This is a genomic window from Serratia sp. Sp408 (assembly GCF_057180665.1).
Map to the genome: position 1 here is coordinate 250,629 of NZ_JBXUFT010000002.1, position 23,245 is coordinate 273,873.

A 23,245-nucleotide genomic window follows, 5' to 3' on the forward strand; every position below is an offset into this window, starting at 1 on the left:
CCTCGACATCAACAATAAAGAGCGCCTGTGCGCCCTTTATTATTGCAATGACAGAGGGTTACGCGGTACCGCCCACGGTCAGATTATCCAGCTTCAGCGTTGGTTGACCCACGCCGACCGGCAGGCTTTGCCCCTCTTTGCCGCAAACGCCGACGCCCTTGTCCAGCGCCAGATCGTTGCCGACCATCGATATCTGCTGCATCGCTTCGATCCCCGAACCGATCAGCGTTGCCCCCTTCACCGGTTTGGTGATGCGGCCGTTTTCGATCAGATAGGCTTCCGACGTGGAGAACACGAACTTACCTGAGGTGATATCCACCTGGCCGCCGCCGAAGTTCGGTGCATACAGGCCATATTCTACGCTGGCGACGATCTCTTCCGGTGTCGACTTGCCGGCCAGCATATAGGTGTTGGTCATGCGCGGCATCGGCAGATGGGCGTAAGATTCCCGCCGACCATTGCCGGTCGGCGCAACGCCCATCAGACGCGCGTTGAGTTTGTCCTGCATGTAGCCTTTCAGAATGCCGTTTTCGATCAACACATTATATTGACCCGGCACGCCTTCATCGTCGATAGCCAGTGAGCCGCGACGCCCTTGCAGCGTGCCGTCATCCACCACGGTACAGAGCTCGGATGCCACCAGTTGCCCCATTTGACCGCTGAACACCGACGTACCGCGACGGTTAAAATCGCCTTCCAGCCCGTGTCCTACCGCTTCGTGCAGCAGCACGCCAGGCCAACCGGCGCCCAGCACCACCGGCATGCCGCCCGCCGGCGCGGCAATGGCGGAAAGGTTCACCAACGCCATGCGCACCGCCTCTTTGGCAAAGGCGTCGGCACGCGTTTCACCGCCGACCACTTCCAGGAAGTAGTCATAGCCAAAACGACCGCCGCCACCGCTGGAGCCGCGCTCGCGCTTGCCGTCTTCCTCGACCAGCACGCTGACCGAAAGACGCACCAAGGGACGAACGTCTGCCGCCAGCGTGCCGTCGGTAGCGGCAACCAGCACCTGCTCATACACGCCGGTAATGCTGGCACTCACTTCCTGCACCCGCTTGTCGGCGGCGCGGGCCACTTTATCCACCCGATGCAACAACGCAATTTTCTCTTCGCGCGGCAGACTTTGCAGCGGATCGAGCAGCGAGTACATTGCCGGGTGGCTGATTTCACCCAGGGTACGGGCTTTGCCGTCGCCCTGCTCGCGTACAATGCTGCGCGCCGCTTGCGCGCTTTGCTGCAACGCATTGAGGGTGATCTGGTCGGCATAGGCAAATCCGGTCTTTTCACCGCTGACCGCACGCACGCCGACGCCCTGATCGATATTGTAAGAGCCATCTTTAATGATACCGTCTTCAATCACCCACGCTTCGTGATAGCTGGACTGAAAATACAGATCGGCATAGTCGATGCGGCGCTCGGCCAGTTGCCCTAATACGGCGAACAGGTCCTGATGACTCAGCTTATTCGCAGCAAGTAAGTGTTCACTGACAAGCGTCAAACTCATAATTTCTTCACTCTTTATTGGAGGATGTGTTTTCAAACGGCGCCGTCAGCGACGTCTGGAATCTGTTGTGCTGCTGCACCGGCATCTGGGCGCGCATGGTTTTCAGCACGCCGGTGTCGACACGGACTTTCAGCGCAGAAACCGCGTCCGGGTTCTCGGCCAGGATCTTGCCCCAGCCGTCCACCGCCATCGTGTGGCCCCAGGTACGGCGCGTCAGACCATGCCGGCCCACCTGCGCCGGCGCCAGCAGGATGCACTGGTTTTCAATTGCCCGCGCGCGCAGCAGGATTTCCCAGTGGGCTTCACCGGTAACGCGGGTAAACGCCGCCGGCACGGAAATCAGTTCAGCCCCTTGATCGCGCAGCGCCTGATACAGCGCGGGGAAACGCAGATCGTAGCATACCGTCATGCCCAGACGCCCTACCGGCGTATCCACCACCGTCAGCTGCTGTCCATGCTGGTAGGTATCCGATTCGCGATAATGCGCGTGCATATCGTTGATATCAACGTCAAACATGTGCAATTTGTCGTAACGGGCGCGAATGTCGCCCCGATCGTCAAACAGCAGGCTGCTGGTGGTAATACGCTGCGGGTTTTCGCGGCTGATTAATGGCATCGAGCCCACCAGCAGCCACACGCCATAGCGGCGGGCCATTTCGCGCACCGCCTGTTGCAGTGGGCCGTCACCTTCGCTTTCCGCATGGTGGCGATACGCCTCGGCGTTGGCGAACAGCAGCGCATTCTCCGGCGTCATGACCAGTTTTACTCCCGCATTGAGCTGCTTGATTTGCTGCTCAATCTGCGCCAGGTTATCCCGTACCTGATCGCCACTGCACAGTTGTAACAACGCAACGTTCGCATTTCTCATGACGCCTTATCCTCTTTTGGCTTGCGCAAAACCTCGTTGATTTTCGGCTGATCCATACTGCCGCTGATGTGATAGCGAATCAGCGAAATCTTGTTCCATAGCGGTGCCAGCACCTTCGATGCGGCAAACACCGCGGCGCCCACGATCGGGTTAATCACGAATGCGGTGGCAACGCCCACCGTGGCGGAAATCTCTGGCGCGACAACCGCTTCCATGTCGAGCTGGCGTTTTACCAGATCGACCTGACCGCTCATGGCGATATCCGCCGCCAGGCCGTCAACCAATAGATTATCCGTATGCATTATGCCATCTTTCGACCATACCGTGCTGCGAATGGAATCGAAGTAAAAACCCTTGCCGAAGGTATCGCTAAAGTCGAACTGCAACTTGCGCAGCAAGGCATCGAAGCTGACCAGACGCAGTAACTGCCCGGCACGCCCGCCGCCCAGACTGTCGATCTCGCCCTTGCCGATGTCGATTTTCATGGTGCCATTGAAGCTATTGACCTCCGGCTTCCACGGCTGGCCACGCCAGTGCAGATCGAAATCCACATCGTAAGGGGCATTTTTCAACGGTGTGGTGAGGCCAAAGAAGCTGGCGGTCTCATCAATCTTGCTGCCCAACAATTTGCCCTTCAGAGCCGTACGTTCTTCCGTATCATTCTGCTTCCACAGGCCGGTGGCGGTCATCCGCCCCTTGCCGGTATCGATCAGCCCGTGTTGCAACGTAAGCGTGTCGCCCGCCGAGGTCACATCCGCCTCTACCTTGCCGAGATTCTGCCCCATAATCCAGCAGGACTGACAGCGCAGCATCAACGAAGGCCAACCACGGAACGACACCCGGTCCGCCGCGGCCAGTGGGTTGGTGGCCGTCGGCGTACTGTGCTCATCACCAAACTGCGGGTTGTAGTAAAGGTATTTGATATTCGCCCGCCACGGGCCGCTGTCGGCCACCCGCAGCGCGCCGTCAATCTCCTCGCCCTTGACGTCAACGGTGACGCCGCCAAGCTGTTGCTGTACCGCCAATTGCAACTTATGCCACGCCTGTCCCCCCAACAGCAATTGCGGAGTCGTCAGCGCCACGGTAGTCGGGAAATTGAAACTGCCCACTTTGCCGCTGCTGCCGCCCTGTTTCATCGCCGGCGCCAACAGCCCCAGCCATTTTTCGCCGTCCAGCGGCGGTAGGTTCAGCGTCAGCGATTTGCTTGGTGGCAGCGGCGGCGTGCCCGGCCCGTTACGCCATGCGGCGCGCGCCAGGGTGACCTGCTGTTTGGCAAACGACCATTCGCTGTTGAAGTGATTCTGCTTGCCGGCGCTACCCGTCAGGTTGAACCCGTTCAGCCCGCCGTTGACTTTTACGCTCAGCGGCAGCGACTCACCCGCCGGTTTGTCGAGCGGAGAAGGTAAGTGACTGCTCACATTCTTCAGCTCGGCGTTAACGCCGATATCGTAACTCGCCGCCCCGCCGTGCGGCAGGTTAATCGCCACCTTGCCGTTCCACGGCGCGCTACCGCCGAGCGCCTCGGCAACCTCTGGCGGCATACCGGGGAACTTGCTCGGCTGCCAGTCGCCCTTCAGGCCAACGTTGACTTTATACGCCTGTGCGCCTTCTTCGGTGGTGAAGTTCACCGCCACCGGTTGGCCGAACCAATTCGCCGTCAGGGTATCGCTGGACAGATTGCCGTTGTCGAAGCGGAATTTACCGTTGAGCTTGTCAAGCGTGCTGCCCAGCGGTTTCACCAGCAGCGAATTGTTGTTCAACGTCACTTCACCCTTGGCGGCAACCTGCTGACCATTCAAGGGGATATCTAGATGTAAGCGCCCACTGACATCACCACCAATCTGCAGCTCCTCCAATGCCGTACCGACCGAATCGTGCAGCGGTGTCTGCATGAAATAGTCATGCACGTCCGGGCCGGCGCCAGCCACTTCTGCATCGATCAACAGCCGCTCTTTCAGATAGTCCGGGATGATGGCGCTGATATTCTTGCCGCTGACCTTGCCCAGTTTGGCGGCCGGAGCATTCATCCACAAACCGTTATTCAGGAAGTCGAGGTCAATTGCCAAATCGGTCAACGCCGGCCAGCCCGGCTGGAACTGGAAGGTCGCCTGACGTAGCGGGACGTAGACTTCGAACTGCCCCTCATTCTTCTCAAAGGGGAAATGATGCGGATTGCCGGAAAAAATCAGCGACGCATTGTCCACCTGACCGCCCTGAATCGCTCCGCTCAGGTAATTCACCAGATGGGTACCCATCAGCGGTTCCGGGAAATAGCGCCAGGCGTCCGCGCCGTCATACAGCCGGATGCCCGCCAGAATGCTCAGCCACGGCTCACCGGTGGTTGGTTGCTGATAACGGAAATCGCCGTTTACCCACAGCGATTTGGCTTTGACGTCCAGTTTGTGGCTCGCCAGTTCCCAACCCTGAGCATTGTTGCGCCAGGTCACTGCCCCCGTCGCACGCTTGATCTCCAGCGGTGCGCGGAACATATCGCCGTAAGGCAGTACGCTATCCTGCATATCCAGCGTCAGGCGGCCATTTTCCACCCCGCCGCTGAGCGCGCCGGAAAAATGGTTAACCCCCGGCAGCAGCTTCCAGGGCTGCCAACTGACGCCGTGCCAGCGCGCCTGGAAGCGGGTTTTTTCCGGCTGTTTGAGCGGTATGTCCAGCGCCAGCGCGTTGACCTTGCCCTGTGGCTGTAAATCATTCCAACGCTCGAGCACGTCGGGGCTGAGGAACGAGAAGGTCGGCAACAGCGCCGCCAACCGTTCCAGTTGAATATCGCTGGCGCGAATACGCAGTTCCTCGCTCTGCTCCGGCCCGAGGAAACGATCGTTTTCCGGTAGCCACAGGCCGGACAGAGAACCTTGCGGCCAGGCCTGGCCATCAGTTTTCAGGTTCAGCTGCGGTACATCCACCTGCCAGCCATTACCCTTGCGGTTCAACGCCAGCGACAGGTTATCGACATCCAGCCGGTGCGGCTGTTTTGCTACCGTCCAGTTGGCCGCCCCTTGCTTGAGCAAGGCGTTACCGCCGTATATTTCACCGTTCTGTATTTGCAGCCAGGCCGCCAGACTGAAATCCGCGCTTTCCAGGCCGGTATTGGACTTCAGCCAACGGCTGAACCATGGCTTCAGATCGATATCATCGGCCTGCATATACACCGTCCCGGTGTTCAGCAGGCCTTTGTTATCACGCAGGTCCATACGTACCCGCACCAGTCCATGCTGACCGTTGAGGGTCGACAGGCTGATTTGCCCTTCCGCGCGATGGCGTTGGTGGCTGTTAAGCCAGGTGAGCTGCGGAATATCGAACTCGGCCCGCGGGCCAGACGGCGTGAGGAAGGAAATGCGGCTGTCGCGCAAATCGAAATGGTCGAACTGATAGAGCAGCAGATCGCTGACGGTACCCGGCTCGATAATGCTGCCCTGGTGTTCATCCCCGCCCAGCGTGGTGTTCAGATCGAGCTGAAATTGATAGAAGGTGAGATCGCGAAACTGCCAACGCCAGTGCAGCAAGGATTGCCATACATCCAGCGCCAGCGTGACACGTTCGATATGCAGGTTGCTTTTTGGCAGTTGTGCGCGGATGTTGCGCACTTCAAGCGTCGGGCCGAAGTTTTCCCAACTGCCCTGCACGAAATCGGCCTGCACCGGCACGCCGGACAAGGCTGCGATCTTTTCCAGCAATTGTGGGCGGTAGCTGTTCAGTTCCGGCAACGCCAGGCGCAGCCCACTGATCAGCAACGCCACCACTACGATGAGCGTGGCGCCTGTTGCTAACAAAATCCCAGGCAGTCGCCTCACAATATCTCCTTGCTTCCGCTGCCCGGCAACGGGAATTAACGGGTTCAGCCGGCTGAACCCTTATCGATCGACAGCTTACATCATCACTACGTCGAACTGTTCCTGACTGTACAGCGGTTCGATTTGCACCTTTACCTGCTTACCGACAAAGATTTCCACTTCTGCCAATGCATGTGACTCTTCGCTCTTCAGCGCTTCGCCTACCGCTGCTGAAGCATAGACCAGGAAGCGATCGGAGTCATAGGCGTGATGCACTCGTACAATTTCACGCAGAATTTCATAGCACACGGTTTCGACCGTCTTGACCGTACCGCGACCATTGCAGGTAGGACAATCATGACAGAGCACATGTTCAATGCTTTCGCGCGTTCGCTTGCGGGTCATTTCCACCAGTCCCAACTGCGAGAAGCCGTTGATGGTGGTTTTAACCCGATCCTTGCTCAACGCCTGTTCCAATGAATGCAGCACCCGGCGGCGGTGTTCTTCATTGTTCATGTCGATGAAGTCAATAATGATGATGCCACCCAGATTGCGCAGCCGCAGCTGCCGGGCAATCGCCTGCGTGGCTTCGATATTGGTATTGAAGATGGTTTCATCAAGATTGCGGTGGCCGACAAAAGCACCGGTATTGATGTCGATGGTGGTCATGGCTTCGGTCTGATCGATGATCAGATAACCGCCCGACTTGAGCTCCACTTTGCGTTCCAGCGCGCGCTGGACTTCGTTTTCGACATCGTACAAATCAAAGATCGGCTGGCTACCGGTATACAGCTCCAGTTTGCTACTCATGTCCGGGATGTATTCGGCGGTAAACTCCACCAGCAGATCGTGCGTCAGGCGCGAGTCCACGCGGATACGATCCAGAGCAGCACCGGCGAAGTCGCGCAGAATACGTTGCGCCAATGCCAGTTCGCCGTACAGCATGTATTTGGTCTGGTTGCGCTTTTTACGCTCCATCACCTTGGTCCACAGCCGCTTGAGGAACGCGGCATCCTGCGCCAATTCTTCATCGCCGATGCCTTCCGCTGCGGTACGGATGATAAAACCGCCCAGATCGTCGCAATAGGCGCCGACGATTTTCTTCAGCCGGTCACGTTCCGCTTCGCTTTCAATACGTTGTGAAACCCCAACGTGCGCCGCGCCGGGCATGAACACCAGATAACGCGAAGGCAGCGTGATGTCGGTGGTCAGGCGCGCCCCCTTGGTGCCGAGTGGATCTTTCACCACCTGCACCATCAGATCCTGCCCCTGCCGCACCAGCTCCGCAATGTCACGCACGTGGAAGTTTTTTTGTTCGTCGCCGGCAACGCATTCGGTGTGCGGCATAATGTCCGAGGCATGCAAAAAGGCCGCTTTGTCCAGACCGATATCCACGAAGGCCGCCTGCATCCCCGGCAGCACCCGACTGACGCGCCCCTTATAGATATTGCCGACAATGCCGCGCTTGGATTCGCGTTCGATATGGATCTCTTGCAGAATTCCGCCGTCAATATAGGCGACCCGCGTTTCAGACGGTGTGATATTTACCAATAGCTCAGCTGTCATGTCTTCTCCTCAGAGCCGGTTGACAGATCATCGCAACGTCCATCAACCCGTTCTTACATCACGTAATGCGACAAAATTACTGAGCAGCTCATGTGTCTCGACCAACGGCAGTCCCACGACTGCGTGATAACTGCCGGTTATCGTTCTGACGAAACAACCACCCTTTCCTTGAATACCATAGGCCCCCGCTTTATCCATCGGCTCGCCAGTAGCAATATAGTCGTGAATATCCTGCTGTGACAGATTGCGGAACGTGACATCGGTGATCACCAGTTGGCACAGTACGTCCTGCCGATCGGCAATCGCCACCGCGGTCATCACCTGATGTTGCCGGCCAGACAACAGCGCCAGCATCTCTGCCGCATGCGCCGCATCACGTGGCTTTTCCAATACCCGGCCATTGAGCACCACGATGGTATCGGCACCCAGCACCGGGCGATCTTCCACCGCCTGCGCCACGCCAGCCCTGGCCTTGTCCTGTGCCAGACGGCGCACATAGTCCTGTGCCGCCTCGCCGCTTTGCCGTTGTTCTTCGGTGTTGGTCAGGACTATCTCAAACGGCACGCCCAGCAGGGTCAGCAGTTCGCGCCGCCGAGGCGAGCCGGAGGCCAGATAAAGCGAAATCATGATTTACCCTTATTGTACGGCAAACTGACGGCGGATTTTGCGCATCAACAGGAATAGCCACGGCCACAAGATGCCGTTAACCACACTACTCCAGAACACCTCCGGGCGGAAAGAGACGTTGATCACTAAAAACTCAGCCCAGAACACCACCACGTCCATCGCCAGCGACAACAGCACCACGATCAGCGCCTGTTGCCACAGCGCCATATTGCGAAACAGCTGGAATTTGAATGCCACCAGATAGGCGATGATACCCAATCCCAGCGCACGCACGCCCAGCGTCGAGCCAAGAATCAGATCCAGGATCAGCCCCAGGACAAAACCGGTGCCGACGTTGACCCGGTGCGGCAGCGCCATCACCCAGTAAATCAGGATCAACGCCAGCCACGACGGCCGGAACATATACAGCTGTTCCGGCCACGGCATGATTTGCAGCACCAGCGCTATCAGGAACGAGAGCCAGATGATCCAACGCCCATGGCTGCGATAGCGATTCATTGTAGCGTTCCTGCGGCAGGTTTAACGGCCGAGGCCGCCTGAGGCGGAGCAACCGCGCCGGTGGCAGGGGCCGGCAGCGGAGCCGGTGGTCCCATGGCATCGGCCGGCGGCAGCACCTGTGGCATCATCTGCATCAGGCGTTCGTTGGCCACGCGATGAACTTCGTCTGGCGGTAACGGCATATCACCGTTACGGTCGGCGCCCCACAGCAGCAGCAGGTAGCGCAGGCGCTGCAGGCCGGCGGTTGGTCGAGCCTGGATCACCGTATACGCGCGTTGGTTATCCACCTTCACCGACGAAACCACCGCTACCGGATAGCCTTCCGGGAAACGCCCGCCCAGACCGGAGGTGACCAGCACATCGCCAACGCGAATGTCGGTGTTGCCCGGCAAATGCTCCAGTTGCAGATCGTCGGCGCAGCCGCTGCCGGCAGCAATGACGCGGATGTCGTTACGCAGAACCTGGATCGGCAGCGCGTGCGACGCATCGCAAATCAACAGTACGCGGCTGGTGACCTTCGCCACCGCCACCACCTGGCCGACCACGCCCTTGTCGCTGATCACCGGCTGGCCTTCGTACACGCCATTGTCAGACCCCTTGTCGATCACCACCTGATCGCTATACGGATCCGACCCGGTTGAGATCACCTGGGTCACCATTTTGTGTTCGTCCTGGCGCAGTGGCGAGCCCAGCAGCTCGCGCAAGCGGGCGTTTTCCTGCTTGAACTGGCCAAGAAGAAGAACATCGCTGTTTTTCAGCAGCAGTTCCTGCCGCAGAGCGCGGTTTTCCAGCTCCAACTGTTGGCGGGTAGCCAGCGTATCCGAAACGCTGTCCAGAACTTTACGTGGCCCATTGGCCAGAAAATAGAAGGGACTGACTGCGGTATCCATGTAGTTGCGTATTTTAACGAACGTACCGAGCCGGCTGTCAGCGACAATCAGGGCTATAGCCGCGATCACCGCCAAAAAAAGTCGTAGTTGCAGGGAAGGCCCCCTGCTAAAAATCGGCTTCATAAATTATGCGAGTTCCTCGACAACAGAAGGAGGCACCATACAAGACGTTCGCCATAGCATTCATCCAATATGATACCTCCTTCCTGGGGCTGATTATTCTTCGCTGAACAAATCGCCGCCGTGCATGTCGATCATTTCCAACGCCTTACCGCCGCCACGTGCAACGCAGGTGAGCGGATCTTCCGCCACCACCACCGGAATGCCGGTTTCTTCCATCAGCAGGCGATCCAGGTTGCGCAGCAACGCGCCACCGCCGGTCAGCACCATGCCGCGTTCGGAAATGTCGGAAGCCAGCTCCGGCGGACACTGTTCCAGCGCCACCATCACCGCGCTGACAATACCGGTCAGCGGCTCTTGCAGGGCTTCGAGGATTTCATTGGAGTTCAGGGTAAAGCCGCGCGGCACGCCTTCGGCCAGGTTACGGCCGCGAACTTCGATCTCGCGCACTTCGTCGCCCGGGTATGCCGAACCGATCTCGTGCTTGATGCGTTCTGCGGTAGCTTCGCCGATCAGTGAGCCATAGTTACGGCGCACATAATTAATGATTGCTTCATCGAAGCGATCGCCGCCGATGCGCACGGAAGAGGAGTAGACCACGCCGTTAAGCGAGATCACCGCTACTTCTGTGGTACCGCCGCCGATATCAACCACCATCGAGCCGGTCGCTTCAGACACCGGCAGACCGGCGCCGATTGCGGCAGCCATCGGTTCTTCAATCAAGAACACTTCGCGGGCGCCAGCGCCCTGAGCAGATTCACGAATGGCGCGACGCTCAACCTGAGTGGCCCCCACCGGCACACACACCAGCACTCGTGGGCTTGGGCGCATGAAGCTGTTGCTGTGAACCTGCTTGATAAAGTGCTGCAGCATCTTTTCGGTCACAAAGAAATCAGCAATGACGCCGTCTTTCATTGGACGAATAGCAGCGATATTGCCAGGCGTGCGCCCCAGCATCTGTTTGGCGTCATGACCCACGGCCGCAACGCTCTTCGGTGAACCGGCACGATCCTGGCGAATGGCAACCACCGACGGTTCATTCAGTACAATGCCTTGCCCTTTAACATAAATCAGGGTATTGGCGGTACCCAAGTCGATGGACAAGTCATTGGAAAACATGCCACGAAATTTCTTAAACATAACTAAAGGATAATCCTGCAAGCTGGGGGCGGAAAATAAAATCCGCCTACTTTACCAACCACACGAAGCAGCGACAAGGCGCAAAAACGTTCTACTTCGGTGAAAAATAGTCTGTATTGTTTCTGCTCGAATGCGCGGAAATTGGATGAGGCCTGAATTCCCTGAACAAAGGCTCAGCTTACCACCCTGTCAACGCACAAAAACGGCGTAACACAGCTCATAAAATCTAACATATTCCCTGATTGCCACTGGTGGTAAGCACCTACCAACGTTCGACAGGAAAGGACGGGCCATTCTACGTTAAAAATCACTCAAATATTCAGCTTAAACACGATAACGGCGCGAATATTTTTTGCGCCCGACATCGATCGGTTCCGGCGATGCGAAAAAGTCACCCTGACCACCGTGAATACCACGTTCCTTCAAGGTCTGCCACTCATTGCGCGTACGCACACTGGCGGCAAACAGCCGTGCGCTGGTCCCTTCGCAGGCACTGGACAGACTCTGAACGAACAGTTGATTTTCATCGCGCCTATCAATACTCCGCACCAAACCCGGGTGGAGCTTGACGATTTCCACCTGCAATGACTTGATATAGGAAGTGCTGACCACGGTTAAACCCGCTTGGGAAACCGCCAGACGACAGCCCAGTCCTGCAAGCAAACGCAACACCGGGCGTAAGCGGTCGATATGTTGACACACATCTGCCTCTGCAAGTTCAATCAGAATCCGCCGCCGATGCGTTTTTTCGCATTGTAACAACGTATCGCGCAACCAACGCTGGAACGGCCGCTGTAATAATGAGTCAACGCACAGCGGAAATGCCAGCGTCTCTTCGGGCCATAACCGCAACAACGGAATAATGCGCCCCATCAACTGGCGATCGTAACTTTCCGCCAACCCGAACTGCTGCACCAGCGGCATGTATTCTGCCGGCAGCAATTCCTGCGTACCGTCGTAAATTCGGCTCATGATTTCCCGGTGATGCACCTCACCGTCGACGTCAATCGCCGGCTTCTGATACAGGCGCGGGCCGCCACGCGCCAGCACCTGCTCCAGCAGGGTACGCCACTTCACGCTGCCGCGGCCTTTTTCCGGCACCAGGCTGTCATAGACGTGCCAGCCGTTTTCGCCCTGCAATGCGGCGTGGCGCGTCGCCTGCTCGGCATAATCGATAATCTGTTCGGTGGTTTGTCCGCTGCGATAGGCCACGATGCCAATATGCAGAAACGCTTCGCGCTCGATAAGCGCCTTCGAGGGTAACGAATCGATGGCGTTGACCAATTGTGAGGCGATGCCATCCGCCTCCTTCAAGCTACGATGCGGTAGCAACACGGTAAAATCGCTGTGGAAATAGCGCGCCAACAGCGCGGCTGGATAGCGCATGACGAAGGTGGACAACAGATTGACCAGCGAATACATCAGCTCCTGCACAGCGGCGTTGCCGTAGGTTTCACGCAGGGTGTCGAAGTCCGGGAAACGCACCATCATCACAATACCGTGCGAGCCGTCCTCTTCCAGTTGGGTCGTCAGTTGGTTATCAAAAAACAGCCGGTTGTTAAGGCCGGTTTTCGCATCCTGCGCGGCAAATGCCCGGATGAGAGAATCAACCCGGCTGCGCTCTTCACGCGCTTCGGCCAAGTCTGCCAACAACCGATCGAGCGCCCCGCTGACGCTGGCGGGCCATTCGCGCACCTCACCTTTCATCACCTCTTCGCGCTCGCCGTTGAGAATGCGCCGCGCACGGCGTTCGAGCAGATCCTCGCCTTCCGCCTGTTCACGTAGCCAGCGCAGGCTGAGCAGCAGCACGATCACCATGACGACAATCGCCAGCGTCACCGCCATGGTGGACTGCAGCGATCGCACGTCCCCGGCAAAGGGATCCTGATAGGTAATGTGCAGCGTACTTTCGGGGTGATGCAGCAGCGGCAAAGCAACCTGACGGTAGCCTGCCAGAGCGTCCCACGGCTGTTTTACCGTAGGCGACTGATAACGTAATACGTTATGGCGTGCTGTATCCACGCTGATCGCAACGATGCCCAATGGCCGCGTCAGCAGCGGCAACCACTTTTCCTGATCCTGCGGCGAGTCCAGCAGCAGCGCCTGATCGATCGAGGTGACCAGCGCGTCAAAACGGCGATCCATGCGCTCCTGAGTGACATAGAAGAAGCTGTAGGAACAGCCCATCAGCATTAAAAACATAGCCAGTGCGACGAGCAGGGTAATCAATGCAGAGAGTTTGGTGGTAAATCGCATCCCTGTGCCTTGTTCGCTATGGTTAAGTAACTCCGCGCCTTTCGAGAGAGAAGGCACCGATCCTGTCTATCTGACACCAACGTGCATCCTGATTTTTAAGCGATAATCGCCGTTTTTTAGCGGCGCATGACGTGGCGTTTCGCCGTCAGGGCTGCGCATCAACCTACCAAGCATAACTAATGAAAGAAACCTTTTAACCACATTAATTTGTGCTTTATCAGGACATAACTTGCCTATTATGCATATAGTCAAAGAAAGCAAACTCAGCCATTCGCATCACGAATTATATGAGAGGGAGAGTGACATGCGCGCACTGTTATTGGAACAGCAAGACGAACACACCATCGCCCAGGTGCAGGATATCGACAACGATCGTTTACCCGACGGTGATGTCACGGTCGAGGTCAACTGGTCAAGTCTGAACTATAAAGACGCATTGGCCATCACCGGTAAAGGCAAAATCGTGCGCAACTTCCCCATGGTGCCCGGCATCGATTTCGCCGGCACGGTGGTCAGCAGCAAGGATCAGCGCTTCAAGGAGGGCCAGAGCGTGGTACTCACCGGCTGGGGCGTCGGGGAAAACCACTGGGGTGGACTGGCGGAACGCGCACGCGTGTCCGGCGAATGGCTGGTGCCGTTGCCGCAGGGACTGGATGAGCGTAAGGCAATGATCCTTGGCACCGCCGGCTTCACCGCCATGCTGTGCGTCATGGCGCTGGAGGACGGCGGCGTGCGGCCGGATGATGGCAACGTGCTGGTCACCGGGGCCAGCGGCGGCGTCGGCAGCACCGCCATCGCCATTTTGTCCGCTCTGGGCTACCAGGTAACCGCGCTGAGTGGCCGCGACAGCAATACCGATTATTTGAAAGCGCTCGGCGCCAAAGAGGTGCTGTCACGCAGCGGTTATATCGAAACGCCAAGGCCGCTGGAAAAACAGCTGTGGGCCGGGGCGGTGGATACCGTTGGCGACAAGCTGTTGTCGCGCGTACTGGCACAGATGAATTACAACGGCACCGTCGCCGCCTGCGGGCTGGCCGGCGGCTATCAGCTGCCCACCACCGTGATGCCGTTTATCCTGCGCAACGTGCGCCTGCAAGGGGTCGATTCGGTGCATACACCGCTGCACCGCCGGCAAACCGCCTGGGAACGCCTGGCCGGTATCCTGCCGGACAGCTTCTACCAGCAGGCGACGCATGAAATCACGCTCGAGCAGGCGCCCGCTACCGCGGCTGCGTTGCTGGGCAACCAGGTGACCGGCCGTACGCTGGTGAAAATCCGTTAGCATTCATGCCGGGCGCGGCCAGCCGCGCCTGACTTTCCTGCCCCGATCGCCCCCCACACCCCTTCTGCGAAATTTCATATTTTCTGGTGGCTGCTCGCTTCTGACGTCGTTTCGCGCCATGCTTGATTCATCACCACGGAGGACATGACCATGAGCAAACCGCGTAAACTGACCGAAGCCGATGTCACGCCGGAAAGCGTGTTCCATCAGCGGCGCAAGGTATTGCAGGCGTTGGGTCTCAGCGCTGCGTCACTGGCTCTGCCGCTTAATGCGCAGGCCGATCTGCTGTCATGGTTCAAGGGCAACGATCGTCCCAAGGCACCGCCGGGCAAAGCGCTGGAATTCAGCCAGCCGTCGCAGTGGCAGGCCAAGCTGGATCTGACGCCGGAAGACAAAGTGACCGGCTATAACAACTTCTATGAATTTGGTCTGGACAAGGCCGATCCGGCGGCCAACGCCGGCGGTTTGAAAACCGCAGACTGGAAAGTGCGCATCGACGGCGAAGTCGCCAAGCCGATCACCCTTGATATCGATGATCTGATGAAACGCTTCCCGCTGGAACAGCGTATTTATCGCATGCGCTGCGTGGAAGCCTGGTCGATGGTGGTGCCGTGGATCGGCTTCGAACTGGGCAAGCTGCTGAAGCTGGCCGAGCCAAACGGCAATGCGCGCTTTGTGGCGTTCCAGACCCTGTACGATCCCGAGCAGATGCCGGGGCAGAAAGATCGCTTTATCGGCGGTGGCCTGAAATACCCTTATGTAGAAGGACTGCGGCTGGATGAAGCGATGCACCCGCTGGCATTGTTAACGGTCGGCGTGTACGGCAAAACGCTGCCGCCGCAAAACGGCGCACCGCTGCGCCTGATTACCCCGTGGAAATACGGCTTCAAGGGCATCAAGTCCATCGTGCACATTCGTTTGACCAAAGACCAGCCGCCGACCACCTGGAACCTTTCTGCGCCGAACGAGTACGGTTTTTACGCCAACGTCAATCCGCAGGTCAATCACCCACGTTGGTCACAGGCCAGCGAGCGGGTCATCGGCTCAGGCGGCATCCTGGACGTCAAGCGACAGCCGACGTTGCTGTTCAACGGTTATGGCGATCGGGTGGCTTCGCTCTACCGCGGTATGGATTTGCGGGAGAACTTCTAAGTGCGGCTGAAACCGGTACATATTACGGCGCTAAAGGTGCTGATCCATCTGGCCGCCTTGTTGCCGCTGCTGTGGCTGATACTGGCGGTAAACCAAGGCTGGCTCAGCGCCGATCCGGCCAAGGACATTCAGCATTTTACCGGCCGCATGACGCTCAAACTGCTGCTGGCCACGCTGTTGATTGCCCCGCTGGCGCGCTATAGCCACCAGGCGTTGCTGATGCGCTGCCGTCGCCTGGTTGGTCTGTGGTGCTTTGCCTGGGGAAGTTTGCACCTGATCAGCTACTCGACCCTTGAACTGGGGTTGAACAACCTGGGCCTGTTGGGCAGTGAACTGGTATCGCGCCCTTATCTGACGCTCGGCATTATCAGCTGGCTGGTGCTGCTGGCGCTGGCGGCAACCTCGACCCAATGGGCCATGCGCAAGTTGGGCAGCAAATGGCAGAAATTGCATAACTTCGTCTATCTGGCAGCCATCCTGGCACCGATCCACTATCTCTGGTCGGTGAAGACCCTCTCACCACAGCCGGTGATCTATGCGCTGCTGGCGGCGGTACTGCTGGCTCTGCGTTACAAGAAATTCCGCGCCTGGTGGCGCTGACGCTGGCGGAACTTTTTCCGTTTGCCATTCTCAGATACCCTGCACATCGGCTTTTTTCACGCGGCACGCGGCGCTGGCCCATGCCAACGGCGCGACTTTTGCCGGCTGGGGAACCGCATCCCTGCCAGATTGAGCTTGAATATCTTCGCTGATAAGACCAGTATTTAGCTGCGAATTGCTACGATATCGTTATAATGCCCGACCTTACCCGTAAGGGGTGCGCGTTTTTTCCCCGAAAAAGGTGACAAATCGCTAACATCGGGTTATTTTGAACGATGATGGTTTTATTGCCGGAGATGCCAGCACAATGCAAGACAAGTCTCACATTTTGCTTCTGAACGGCCCCAATCTTAATCTGCTGGGGACGCGTGAGCCGGACAAGTACGGCAGCATGACGTTAACCGAGATTGTTAACGGATTGGAAAACCAGGCGCTCGCGCTGGACATCACTCTGAGCCATCTGCAATCCAACGCCGAACATGCGCTGATCGATCGTATCCATCAGGCACGCGGCAATACGGATTTCATTCTGATCAACCCTGCGGCATTCACGCATACCAGCGTGGCGCTGCGCGATGCGCTGCTGGCGGTGCAAATCCCGTTTATCGAGATTCACCTGTCCAACGTGCACGCCCGTGAGCCTTTCCGCCATCACTCTTACCTGTCCGATATTGCGGTAGGCGTGATTTGCGGTCTCGGCGCGGATGGCTACAGCTTTGCTTTACAGGCAGCGGCTAACCGCTTGTCAAAATCCAACTAAATACCCCCAATACCGAGTGTCGCAGCCACGCCATCGCGTCTGCAACGCCAGGTAGCAAGGGTTTACGCAAAAAGAGTACGGAATCACACTCATGGATATTCGTAAAATCAAGAAACTGATCGAACTGGTTGAAGAATCAGGTATTTCTGAACTGGAAATCTCTGAAGGCGAAGAGTCGGTTCGTATCAGCCGTGCCGCACCGGCGCAGGCTTACCCAATGATGCAACAGGCCTATGCAATGCCGGCCCAGCAGCAACCTGCGCTGGCTACCGCCGTTGCCACTGCGCCTGCCGCAGAAACCCCTGCAGCACCAGCGGCCATGAGTGGCCACATCGTTCGTTCCCCAATGGTAGGTACCTTCTACCGTACCCCAAGCCCGGATGCGAAAGCCTTCGTGGAAGTGGGTCAGAAAGTCAACGCCGGCGATACCCTGTGCATCGTTGAAGCGATGAAAATGATGAACCAGATCGAAGCCGACAAATCCGGTACGGTAAAAGCCATCCTGGTTGAGAACGGCCAACCGGTAGAATATGACGAGCCACTGGTCGTCATCGAATAACGAGGCGCACCACATGCTTGATAAAATTGTTATCGCCAACCGTGGCGAGATCGCGCTTCGTATCCTGCGTGCCTGCAAAGAGCTGGGCATCAAGACCGTTGCGGTACACTCCGCAGCCGATCGCGATCTGAAACACGTACTGCTGGCTGACGAGACCGTGTGCATCGGTCCGGCACCATCGGTAAAAAGTTACCTGAATATCCCGGCCATCATCTCTGCCGCTGAAATCACCGGCGCAGTGGCGATCCACCCGGGCTACGGTTTCCTGTCCGAAAACGCCGACTTTGCCGAGCAGGTCGAGCGTTCCGGCTTTATCTTCATCGGCCCGAAAGCCGAAACCATCCGCCTGATGGGCGACAAGGTTTCCGCCATCAACGCGATGAAGAAAGCCGGCGTACCCTGCGTACCCGGTTCTGACGGCCCGTTGACCGACGACATGGATAAGAACCGCGCCTTTGCCAAACGCATCGGCTATCCGGTGATTATCAAGGCGTCCGGCGGCGGCGGCGGTCGCGGTATGCGCGTTGTACGCAGCGACAAAGATCTTGAACAATCCATTTCCATGACCAAGGCGGAAGCCAAAGCGGCTTTCAACAACGACATGGTTTATATGGAAAAATACCTGGAAAACCCACGCCACATCGAAATTCAGGTGTTGGCGGACGGCCAGGGTAACGCCATCTATCTGGCCGAGCGTGACTGTTCGATGCAGCGTCGCCACCAGAAAGTGGTCGAAGAAGCACCGGCACCCGGCATCACCAACGAAATGCGTCGCTACATTGGCGAGCGCTGCTCGAAGGCCTGTGTGGAAATCGGCTACCGTGGTGCAGGCACCTTCGAGTTCCTGTATGAAAACGGCGAGTTCTATTTCATCGAAATGAACACCCGTATCCAGGTAGAACACCCGGTTACCGAAATGATCACCGGCGTGGATCTGATCAAAGAGCAGCTGCGCATCGCTGCCGGTCAACCGCTGTCGATCAAACAGGAAGAAGTGAAGGTACAGGGCCATGCGGTGGAATGCCGTATCAACGCCGAAGATCCTAACACCTTCCTGCCAAGCCCGGGCAAGATCACCCGTTTCCATGCGCCAGGCGGCTTTGGTGTGCGTTGGGAGTCTCATATTTATTCCGGCTATACCGTGCCGCCATATTATGACTCCATGATCGGCAAGCTGATCACTTACGGTGAAAACCGTGACGTGGCGATCGCGCGTATGAAAAATGCGCTGGCTGAACTGATCATCGACGGCATCAAAACCAACGTTGAGCTGCAACTCAAGATCATGAACGACGAAAACTTCCAGCACGGTGGTACCAATATCCACTATCTGGAGAAGAAACTGGGTCTGCAAGAAACCTGAGTTGTCGCCTGATCTCATATGACCAGGGCCGGTATATCACCGGCCCTTTTCTTTGCGGCTTCCGGTAGCTTAATCACTTGGCAAATGCCGACCTTGACGTAAAATCCCTTTCCTCTGGTAAATCCATCTTCCCCCTGGCATTGCCGCTACGGCGCAAAACAACGGGGAGACCGTAAACCGCTTGGAGCTACGGATGGAAAAACGTTTTATACAGGCTCATCGTGAAGCGCGCTGGGCGCTTGGCCTCACGCTGTTGTATGTGCTCGCCTGGGCGCTGGCAGCCTATCTGCCGGACAGCGAAATAGGCGTCACCGGCCTGCCGCACTGGTTCGAAATGGCCTGCCTGCTGGTGCCGCTGTTGTTTATCGTATTGTGCTGGCTGATGGTTCGCAGCGTATTCCGCGATATCCCGCTGGAGGACAACGATGCAAACTGAAATCATCATCCCGCTGATCGCCTACCTGTTGCTGGTATTCGGGCTTTCAGCCTATGCCTACAGCCGTCGGCAGAGCGGCAATTTTCTCAATGAATATTTTCTCGGCAGCCGCTCGATGGGCGGCTTTGTGCTGGCGATGACGCTGACGGCCACTTACATCAGCGCCAGTTCGTTTATTGGCGGGCCGGGCGCGGCGTATAAATATGGTCTTGGCTGGGTGCTGCTGGCAATGATCCAACTGCCGGCGGTGTGGCTGTCGCTTGGCGTACTGGGCAAGAAGTTCGCTATTTTGGCACGGCGCTATAACGCTATCACCCTTAACGATATGCTGTTCGCCCGTTATCACAGCCGGTTGCTGGTGTGGCTGGCCAGCCTGAGCCTGCTGGTGGCATTTCTCGGCGCCATGACGGTACAGTTTATCGGCGGCGCCCGCCTGCTGGAAACCGCAGCGGGTATCCCTTATGACACCGGCTTGCTGATTTTCGGCCTCAGCATCGCGCTGTATACCGCATTCGGCGGATTCCGCGCCAGCGTGCTCAACGACGCCATGCAGGGACTGGTGATGCTGTTGGGCACCGTATTGCTGCTGACGGCGGTGATCCACGCTGCCGGCGGCTTGCACAGCGCGGTGGACAAACTGCAACAGATCGATCCAGCGCTGGTATCGCCGCAGGGTGGAGAGCAGATCCTCAGCCTGCCGTTTATGGCCTCGTTCTGGATCCTGGTGTGCTTCGGGGTAATTGGCCTGCCGCATACCGCAGTGCGCTGCATTTCATACAAAGACAGTAAAGCGGTACACCGCGGCATTATTCTTGGCACCGTGGTGGTGGCGCTGTTGATGTTTGGCATGCACCTGGCCGGCGCGCTGGGCCGTGCGGTACTCCCCGACTTGAAGATCCCCGATCAGGTGATCCCGACGCTGATGATCACCGTGCTACCACCCTATGCCGCCGGTATTTTCCTCGCCGCGCCAATGGCGGCGATCATGTCGACCATCAATGCTCAACTGCTGCAATCTTCCGCCACCATCATAAAAGACCTGTACCTTGGCGTGCGGCCGCAGCAGGTGGGTAACGAAAAAATGATCAAGCGCTTCTCCAGCCTGACCACGCTCATCCTCGGGCTGCTGGTGCTGCTGGCCGCATGGCGTCCGCCCGAGATGATCATCTGGCTGAACCTGCTGGCGTTTGGTGGCCTGGAGGCGGTGTTCCTGTGGCCGCTGGTGCTCGGTCTGTACTGGGAGCGCGCCAATGCCCAGGGCGCCCTTAGCTCAATGGTGACAGGTGCGGTATGCTATACGCTATTGGCCAGCCTGAAACTGCAGTTAGCCGGGTTGCATCCTATCGTGCCTGCGCTGCTGTTGAGCCTGCTGGCGTTTTATATCGGTAATGCCTTCGGCGACAAGCGCCGGGCGGCATCATCCTTATCTTCTTGAAGAGAATTGTTATGCCTTGGATCCAACTTAAACTGAACACCACCGGCAGCCAGGCGGAAGCCCTGAGCGATGCGCTGGTCGAAAGCGGCGCGGTCTCGGTGACCTTTCAGGACACCCACGATAATCCGGTATTTGAACCGCTGCCGGGAGAAACCCTGCTGTGGGGTGATACCGATGTGATCGGTCTTTACGACGCTGAAACCGATATGGCCGAAGTGGTGGCGATCCTGGAGCAACACCCGCTACTGGGTGCCGGCTTCCGCCATAAAATCGAACAGTTGGAAGACAAGGACTGGGAGCGCGAATGGATGGATAACTTCCACCCGATGCGCTTCGGCGAACATCTGTGGATCTGCCCGAGCTGGCGCGACGTGCCAGATCCGGACGCCGTCAACGTGATGCTGGATCCGGGCCTGGCATTCGGTACCGGCACGCACCCGACCACCGCGCTGTGCCTGCAATGGCTCGACGGCCTCGATCTGGCAGGTAAAACCGTGATCGATTTCGGCTGCGGCTCCGGCATTCTGGCGATTGCGGCGCTGAAACTCGGTGCCGCACGCGCCATCGGCATTGATATCGACCCGCAGGCGATTCAGGCCAGTCGTGACAACGCCCAGCGTAACGGCGTTTCAGAGCGGCTGGAGCTGTATCTGCCTAAAGACCAGCCGGCCGATTTACAGGCTGACGTGGTGGTGGCGAACATTCTGGCTGGGCCACTGCGCGAATTGGCACCGTTGATTGGCTGCCTGCCAAAATCCGGCGGTTATCTTGGCCTGTCCGGCGTGCTGGCGACCCAGGCAAGCAGCGTGGCAGAAGCCTACCAGGATAGCTTTGCGCTCGACCCGGTCGCCGAAAGAGAAGACTGGTGCCGCATTACCGGTCAACGCCGCTAAGCATCCGCGTTTGCTCGCCCCCACCGCCGCGGTAAAATACGGTGGGAGCGAGTTGCTCTGCTTCCCCCTCGGCGGTGATGGCTCACCGCTGACGCCATTTCCGGCCACACTGGTGTTCCCGTATGCCAACAGACGCCCCATACAGCCGCTGAATGGACTTATCATCATCGACGGAGCCACTCTCGCCCTTTTCAGCGTCGCCGCCTCTGCATCGCCGAGAAGCCCCCCCACGATATTGCTCCAACATCAATGTTTTACCCTGATAACTCCCGCCGCTTCCTGCTGTTTAGTTGCTAAAAAGCCGTCAGCGACAGATAAAATCCTGTTGTTTGGCGATTATTTTGCTGAACACAAAATGAGCACAATTAATCAAGTTGTTGTTAAATATATATAATATTTTATAGCCGCGCTGTGAAGCGCATTTTCATTGATCGATTGCAGTAAATTGGTCAAAGTTTGGCCTTTCATCTCGACGAAAAAATGCGTAATATACGCGCCCTTGCGGACACAGTATGGTCACTCTTTGTCTATGCGCATTGGACACCACCAGTTAACAAATTGCCTGATTGCGGCCCCGATGGCCGGGATCACCGATCGCCCGTTCAGAACCTTGTGTCATGCAATGGGTGCTGGGATGGCTGTATCCGAAATGCTCTCCTCCAATCCGGAGGTGTGGCGAACGGATAAGTCACGTCTGCGCATGGTTCATAGCGATGAACCTGGGATTCGCTCCGTGCAAATTGCCGGTTGCGATCCGGATGATATGGCCGCCGCCGCCCAGATTAACGTGGCCAGCGGCGCGCAGATCATCGACATCAATATGGGTTGCCCGGCCAAGAAGGTGAACCGGAAACTTGCAGGGTCTGCCTTGTTGCAGTACCCGGATCTGGTTAAACAGATCCTCCTCGCGGTAGTTAATGCGGTGGATGTACCGGTAACGCTGAAAATCCGTACCGGCTGGGCACCAGAACACCGTAACTGTGTAGAGATTGCCCAATTGGCCGAAGACTGTGGTATTCAGGCCTTGACGATTCATGGCCGAACCCGTGCCTGCCTGTTTAACGGCGACGCGGAATACGACAGCATTCGGGCAGTTAAGCAGAACGTTTCCATTCCGATTATCGCGAATGGCGACATTACTGACCCGCATAAAGCCAGGGCAGTGCTCGACTACACCGGGGCTGACGCTCTGATGATAGGCCGTGCTGCTCAGGGGAGACCCTGGATCTTCCGGGAAATCCAGCATTATCTGGACACTGGGGAGTTGCTGCCACCGCTGCCACTTGGCGAGGTAAAGCGCTTGTTGATAGGGCACATTCGGGAATTGCACGGCTTTTACGGCCAAGGCAAGGGATTCCGGATTGCTCGTAAGCACGTATCCTGGTACCTACAGGAACACGCCCCGAATGACCAGTTTCGGCGCACATTCAACGCCATAGAGGATGCCAGCGAACAGCTGGAGGCGTTGGAGGCATATTTCGAAAATCTTGCGTAACAAAAAAGAGCTGACA

The 23,245-nt window shown here is 57.5% G+C and carries 19 protein-coding genes; 10 read left to right on the top strand and 9 right to left on the bottom strand.

Features of this window, described 5'->3' with window-relative positions:
• Positions 1 to 58: 58 nt before the first annotated feature.
• The 9 genes from tldD to csrD form a co-directional block, all read right to left on the bottom strand.
• On the bottom strand, positions 59 to 1,504 hold the full coding sequence (gene tldD, locus AC2AXP_RS11975) for a metalloprotease TldD (protein WP_004958070.1): 1,446 nt from the start codon (positions 1,502 to 1,504) through the stop codon (positions 59 to 61).
• A 7-nt stretch (positions 1,505 to 1,511) separates the two neighbouring features.
• On the bottom strand, positions 1,512 to 2,372 hold the full coding sequence (gene nit1, locus AC2AXP_RS11980) for a deaminated glutathione amidase (protein ID WP_198773871.1): 861 nt from the start codon (positions 2,370 to 2,372) through the stop codon (positions 1,512 to 1,514).
• Complete coding sequence (yhdP, locus tag AC2AXP_RS11985; RefSeq protein ID WP_039991649.1) at positions 2,369 to 6,178, bottom strand: AsmA2 domain-containing protein YhdP; 3,810 nt, start codon at positions 6,176 to 6,178, stop codon at positions 2,369 to 2,371. Before yhdP ends, nit1 begins: the two co-directional genes overlap by 4 nt.
• A 75-nt stretch (positions 6,179 to 6,253) precedes the next feature.
• Positions 6,254 to 7,723 carry a ribonuclease G gene (rng, locus tag AC2AXP_RS11990; RefSeq protein WP_004958064.1) on the bottom strand — a complete coding sequence of 490 codons (1,470 nt, stop codon included), beginning with the start codon at positions 7,721 to 7,723 and terminating at the stop codon, positions 6,254 to 6,256.
• Between the two features lie 42 nt (positions 7,724 to 7,765).
• Positions 7,766 to 8,350: a Maf family protein gene (locus tag AC2AXP_RS11995; protein WP_004958062.1), complete on the bottom strand. Its 585-nt coding sequence runs from the start codon at positions 8,348 to 8,350 to the stop codon at positions 7,766 to 7,768.
• Positions 8,351 to 8,359: 9 nt separating this feature from the next.
• Positions 8,360 to 8,848: a rod shape-determining protein MreD gene (gene mreD, locus AC2AXP_RS12000; RefSeq protein ID WP_004958060.1), complete on the bottom strand. Its 489-nt coding sequence runs from the start codon at positions 8,846 to 8,848 to the stop codon at positions 8,360 to 8,362.
• Positions 8,845 to 9,861 carry a rod shape-determining protein MreC gene (gene mreC, locus AC2AXP_RS12005; protein WP_004958059.1) on the bottom strand — a complete coding sequence of 339 codons (1,017 nt, stop codon included), beginning with the start codon at positions 9,859 to 9,861 and terminating at the stop codon, positions 8,845 to 8,847. Before mreC ends, mreD begins: the two co-directional genes overlap by 4 nt.
• A gap of 93 nt (positions 9,862 to 9,954) precedes the next feature.
• Positions 9,955 to 10,998 (bottom strand): rod shape-determining protein MreB, encoded by a 1,044-nt coding sequence (mreB, locus tag AC2AXP_RS12010; protein WP_003855260.1) that lies wholly within the window; start codon positions 10,996 to 10,998, stop codon positions 9,955 to 9,957.
• Positions 10,999 to 11,322: 324 nt separating this feature from the next.
• On the bottom strand, positions 11,323 to 13,254 hold the full coding sequence (gene csrD, locus AC2AXP_RS12015; protein WP_004958057.1) for an RNase E specificity factor CsrD: 1,932 nt from the start codon (positions 13,252 to 13,254) through the stop codon (positions 11,323 to 11,325).
• 304 nt (positions 13,255 to 13,558) lie between these two features.
• On the opposite strand from csrD, the gene acuI reads away from it, so the two are divergent.
• The 10 genes from acuI (at position 13,559) to dusB (ending at position 23,229) form a co-directional block, all read left to right on the top strand.
• Positions 13,559 to 14,536: an acrylyl-CoA reductase (NADPH) gene (gene acuI, locus AC2AXP_RS12020; RefSeq protein WP_039991619.1), complete on the top strand. Its 978-nt coding sequence runs from the start codon at positions 13,559 to 13,561 to the stop codon at positions 14,534 to 14,536.
• A 150-nt stretch (positions 14,537 to 14,686) separates the two neighbouring features.
• Positions 14,687 to 15,688 carry a protein-methionine-sulfoxide reductase catalytic subunit MsrP gene (msrP, locus tag AC2AXP_RS12025; RefSeq protein ID WP_039991617.1) on the top strand — a complete coding sequence of 334 codons (1,002 nt, stop codon included), beginning with the start codon at positions 14,687 to 14,689 and terminating at the stop codon, positions 15,686 to 15,688.
• Positions 15,689 to 16,288 (top strand): protein-methionine-sulfoxide reductase heme-binding subunit MsrQ, encoded by a 600-nt coding sequence (gene msrQ / locus AC2AXP_RS12030; protein ID WP_004958053.1) that lies wholly within the window; start codon positions 15,689 to 15,691, stop codon positions 16,286 to 16,288.
• Positions 16,289 to 16,595: 307 nt separating this feature from the next.
• A complete protein-coding gene (gene aroQ / locus AC2AXP_RS12035) occupies positions 16,596 to 17,048 on the top strand; it encodes a type II 3-dehydroquinate dehydratase (protein ID WP_004958050.1) in 453 nt (150 codons plus the stop codon).
• Between the two features lie 91 nt (positions 17,049 to 17,139).
• On the top strand, positions 17,140 to 17,607 hold the full coding sequence (gene accB, locus AC2AXP_RS12040) for an acetyl-CoA carboxylase biotin carboxyl carrier protein (RefSeq protein WP_004958048.1): 468 nt from the start codon (positions 17,140 to 17,142) through the stop codon (positions 17,605 to 17,607).
• Between the two features lie 13 nt (positions 17,608 to 17,620).
• Positions 17,621 to 18,970: an acetyl-CoA carboxylase biotin carboxylase subunit gene (gene accC / locus AC2AXP_RS12045; protein WP_004958046.1), complete on the top strand. Its 1,350-nt coding sequence runs from the start codon at positions 17,621 to 17,623 to the stop codon at positions 18,968 to 18,970.
• 193 nt (positions 18,971 to 19,163) lie between these two features.
• The gene (locus tag AC2AXP_RS12050; RefSeq protein WP_004958044.1) at positions 19,164 to 19,406 is read left to right on the top strand and encodes a YhdT family protein; all 243 of its coding nucleotides are present in this window, start codon (positions 19,164 to 19,166) and stop codon (positions 19,404 to 19,406) included.
• Positions 19,396 to 20,841 carry a sodium/pantothenate symporter gene (gene panF, locus AC2AXP_RS12055; protein WP_004958042.1) on the top strand — a complete coding sequence of 482 codons (1,446 nt, stop codon included), beginning with the start codon at positions 19,396 to 19,398 and terminating at the stop codon, positions 20,839 to 20,841. The genes AC2AXP_RS12050 and panF overlap by 11 nt, the downstream gene beginning before the upstream one ends.
• 11 nt (positions 20,842 to 20,852) lie before the next feature.
• Positions 20,853 to 21,734: a 50S ribosomal protein L11 methyltransferase gene (prmA, locus tag AC2AXP_RS12060; RefSeq protein WP_484381698.1), complete on the top strand. Its 882-nt coding sequence runs from the start codon at positions 20,853 to 20,855 to the stop codon at positions 21,732 to 21,734.
• Positions 21,735 to 22,263: 529 nt separating this feature from the next.
• Entirely contained in the window at positions 22,264 to 23,229 is a 966-nt protein-coding gene (dusB, locus tag AC2AXP_RS12065; RefSeq protein WP_004958039.1) for a tRNA dihydrouridine synthase DusB, read from the top strand.
• The last annotated feature ends 16 nt before the right edge of the window (positions 23,230 to 23,245 follow it).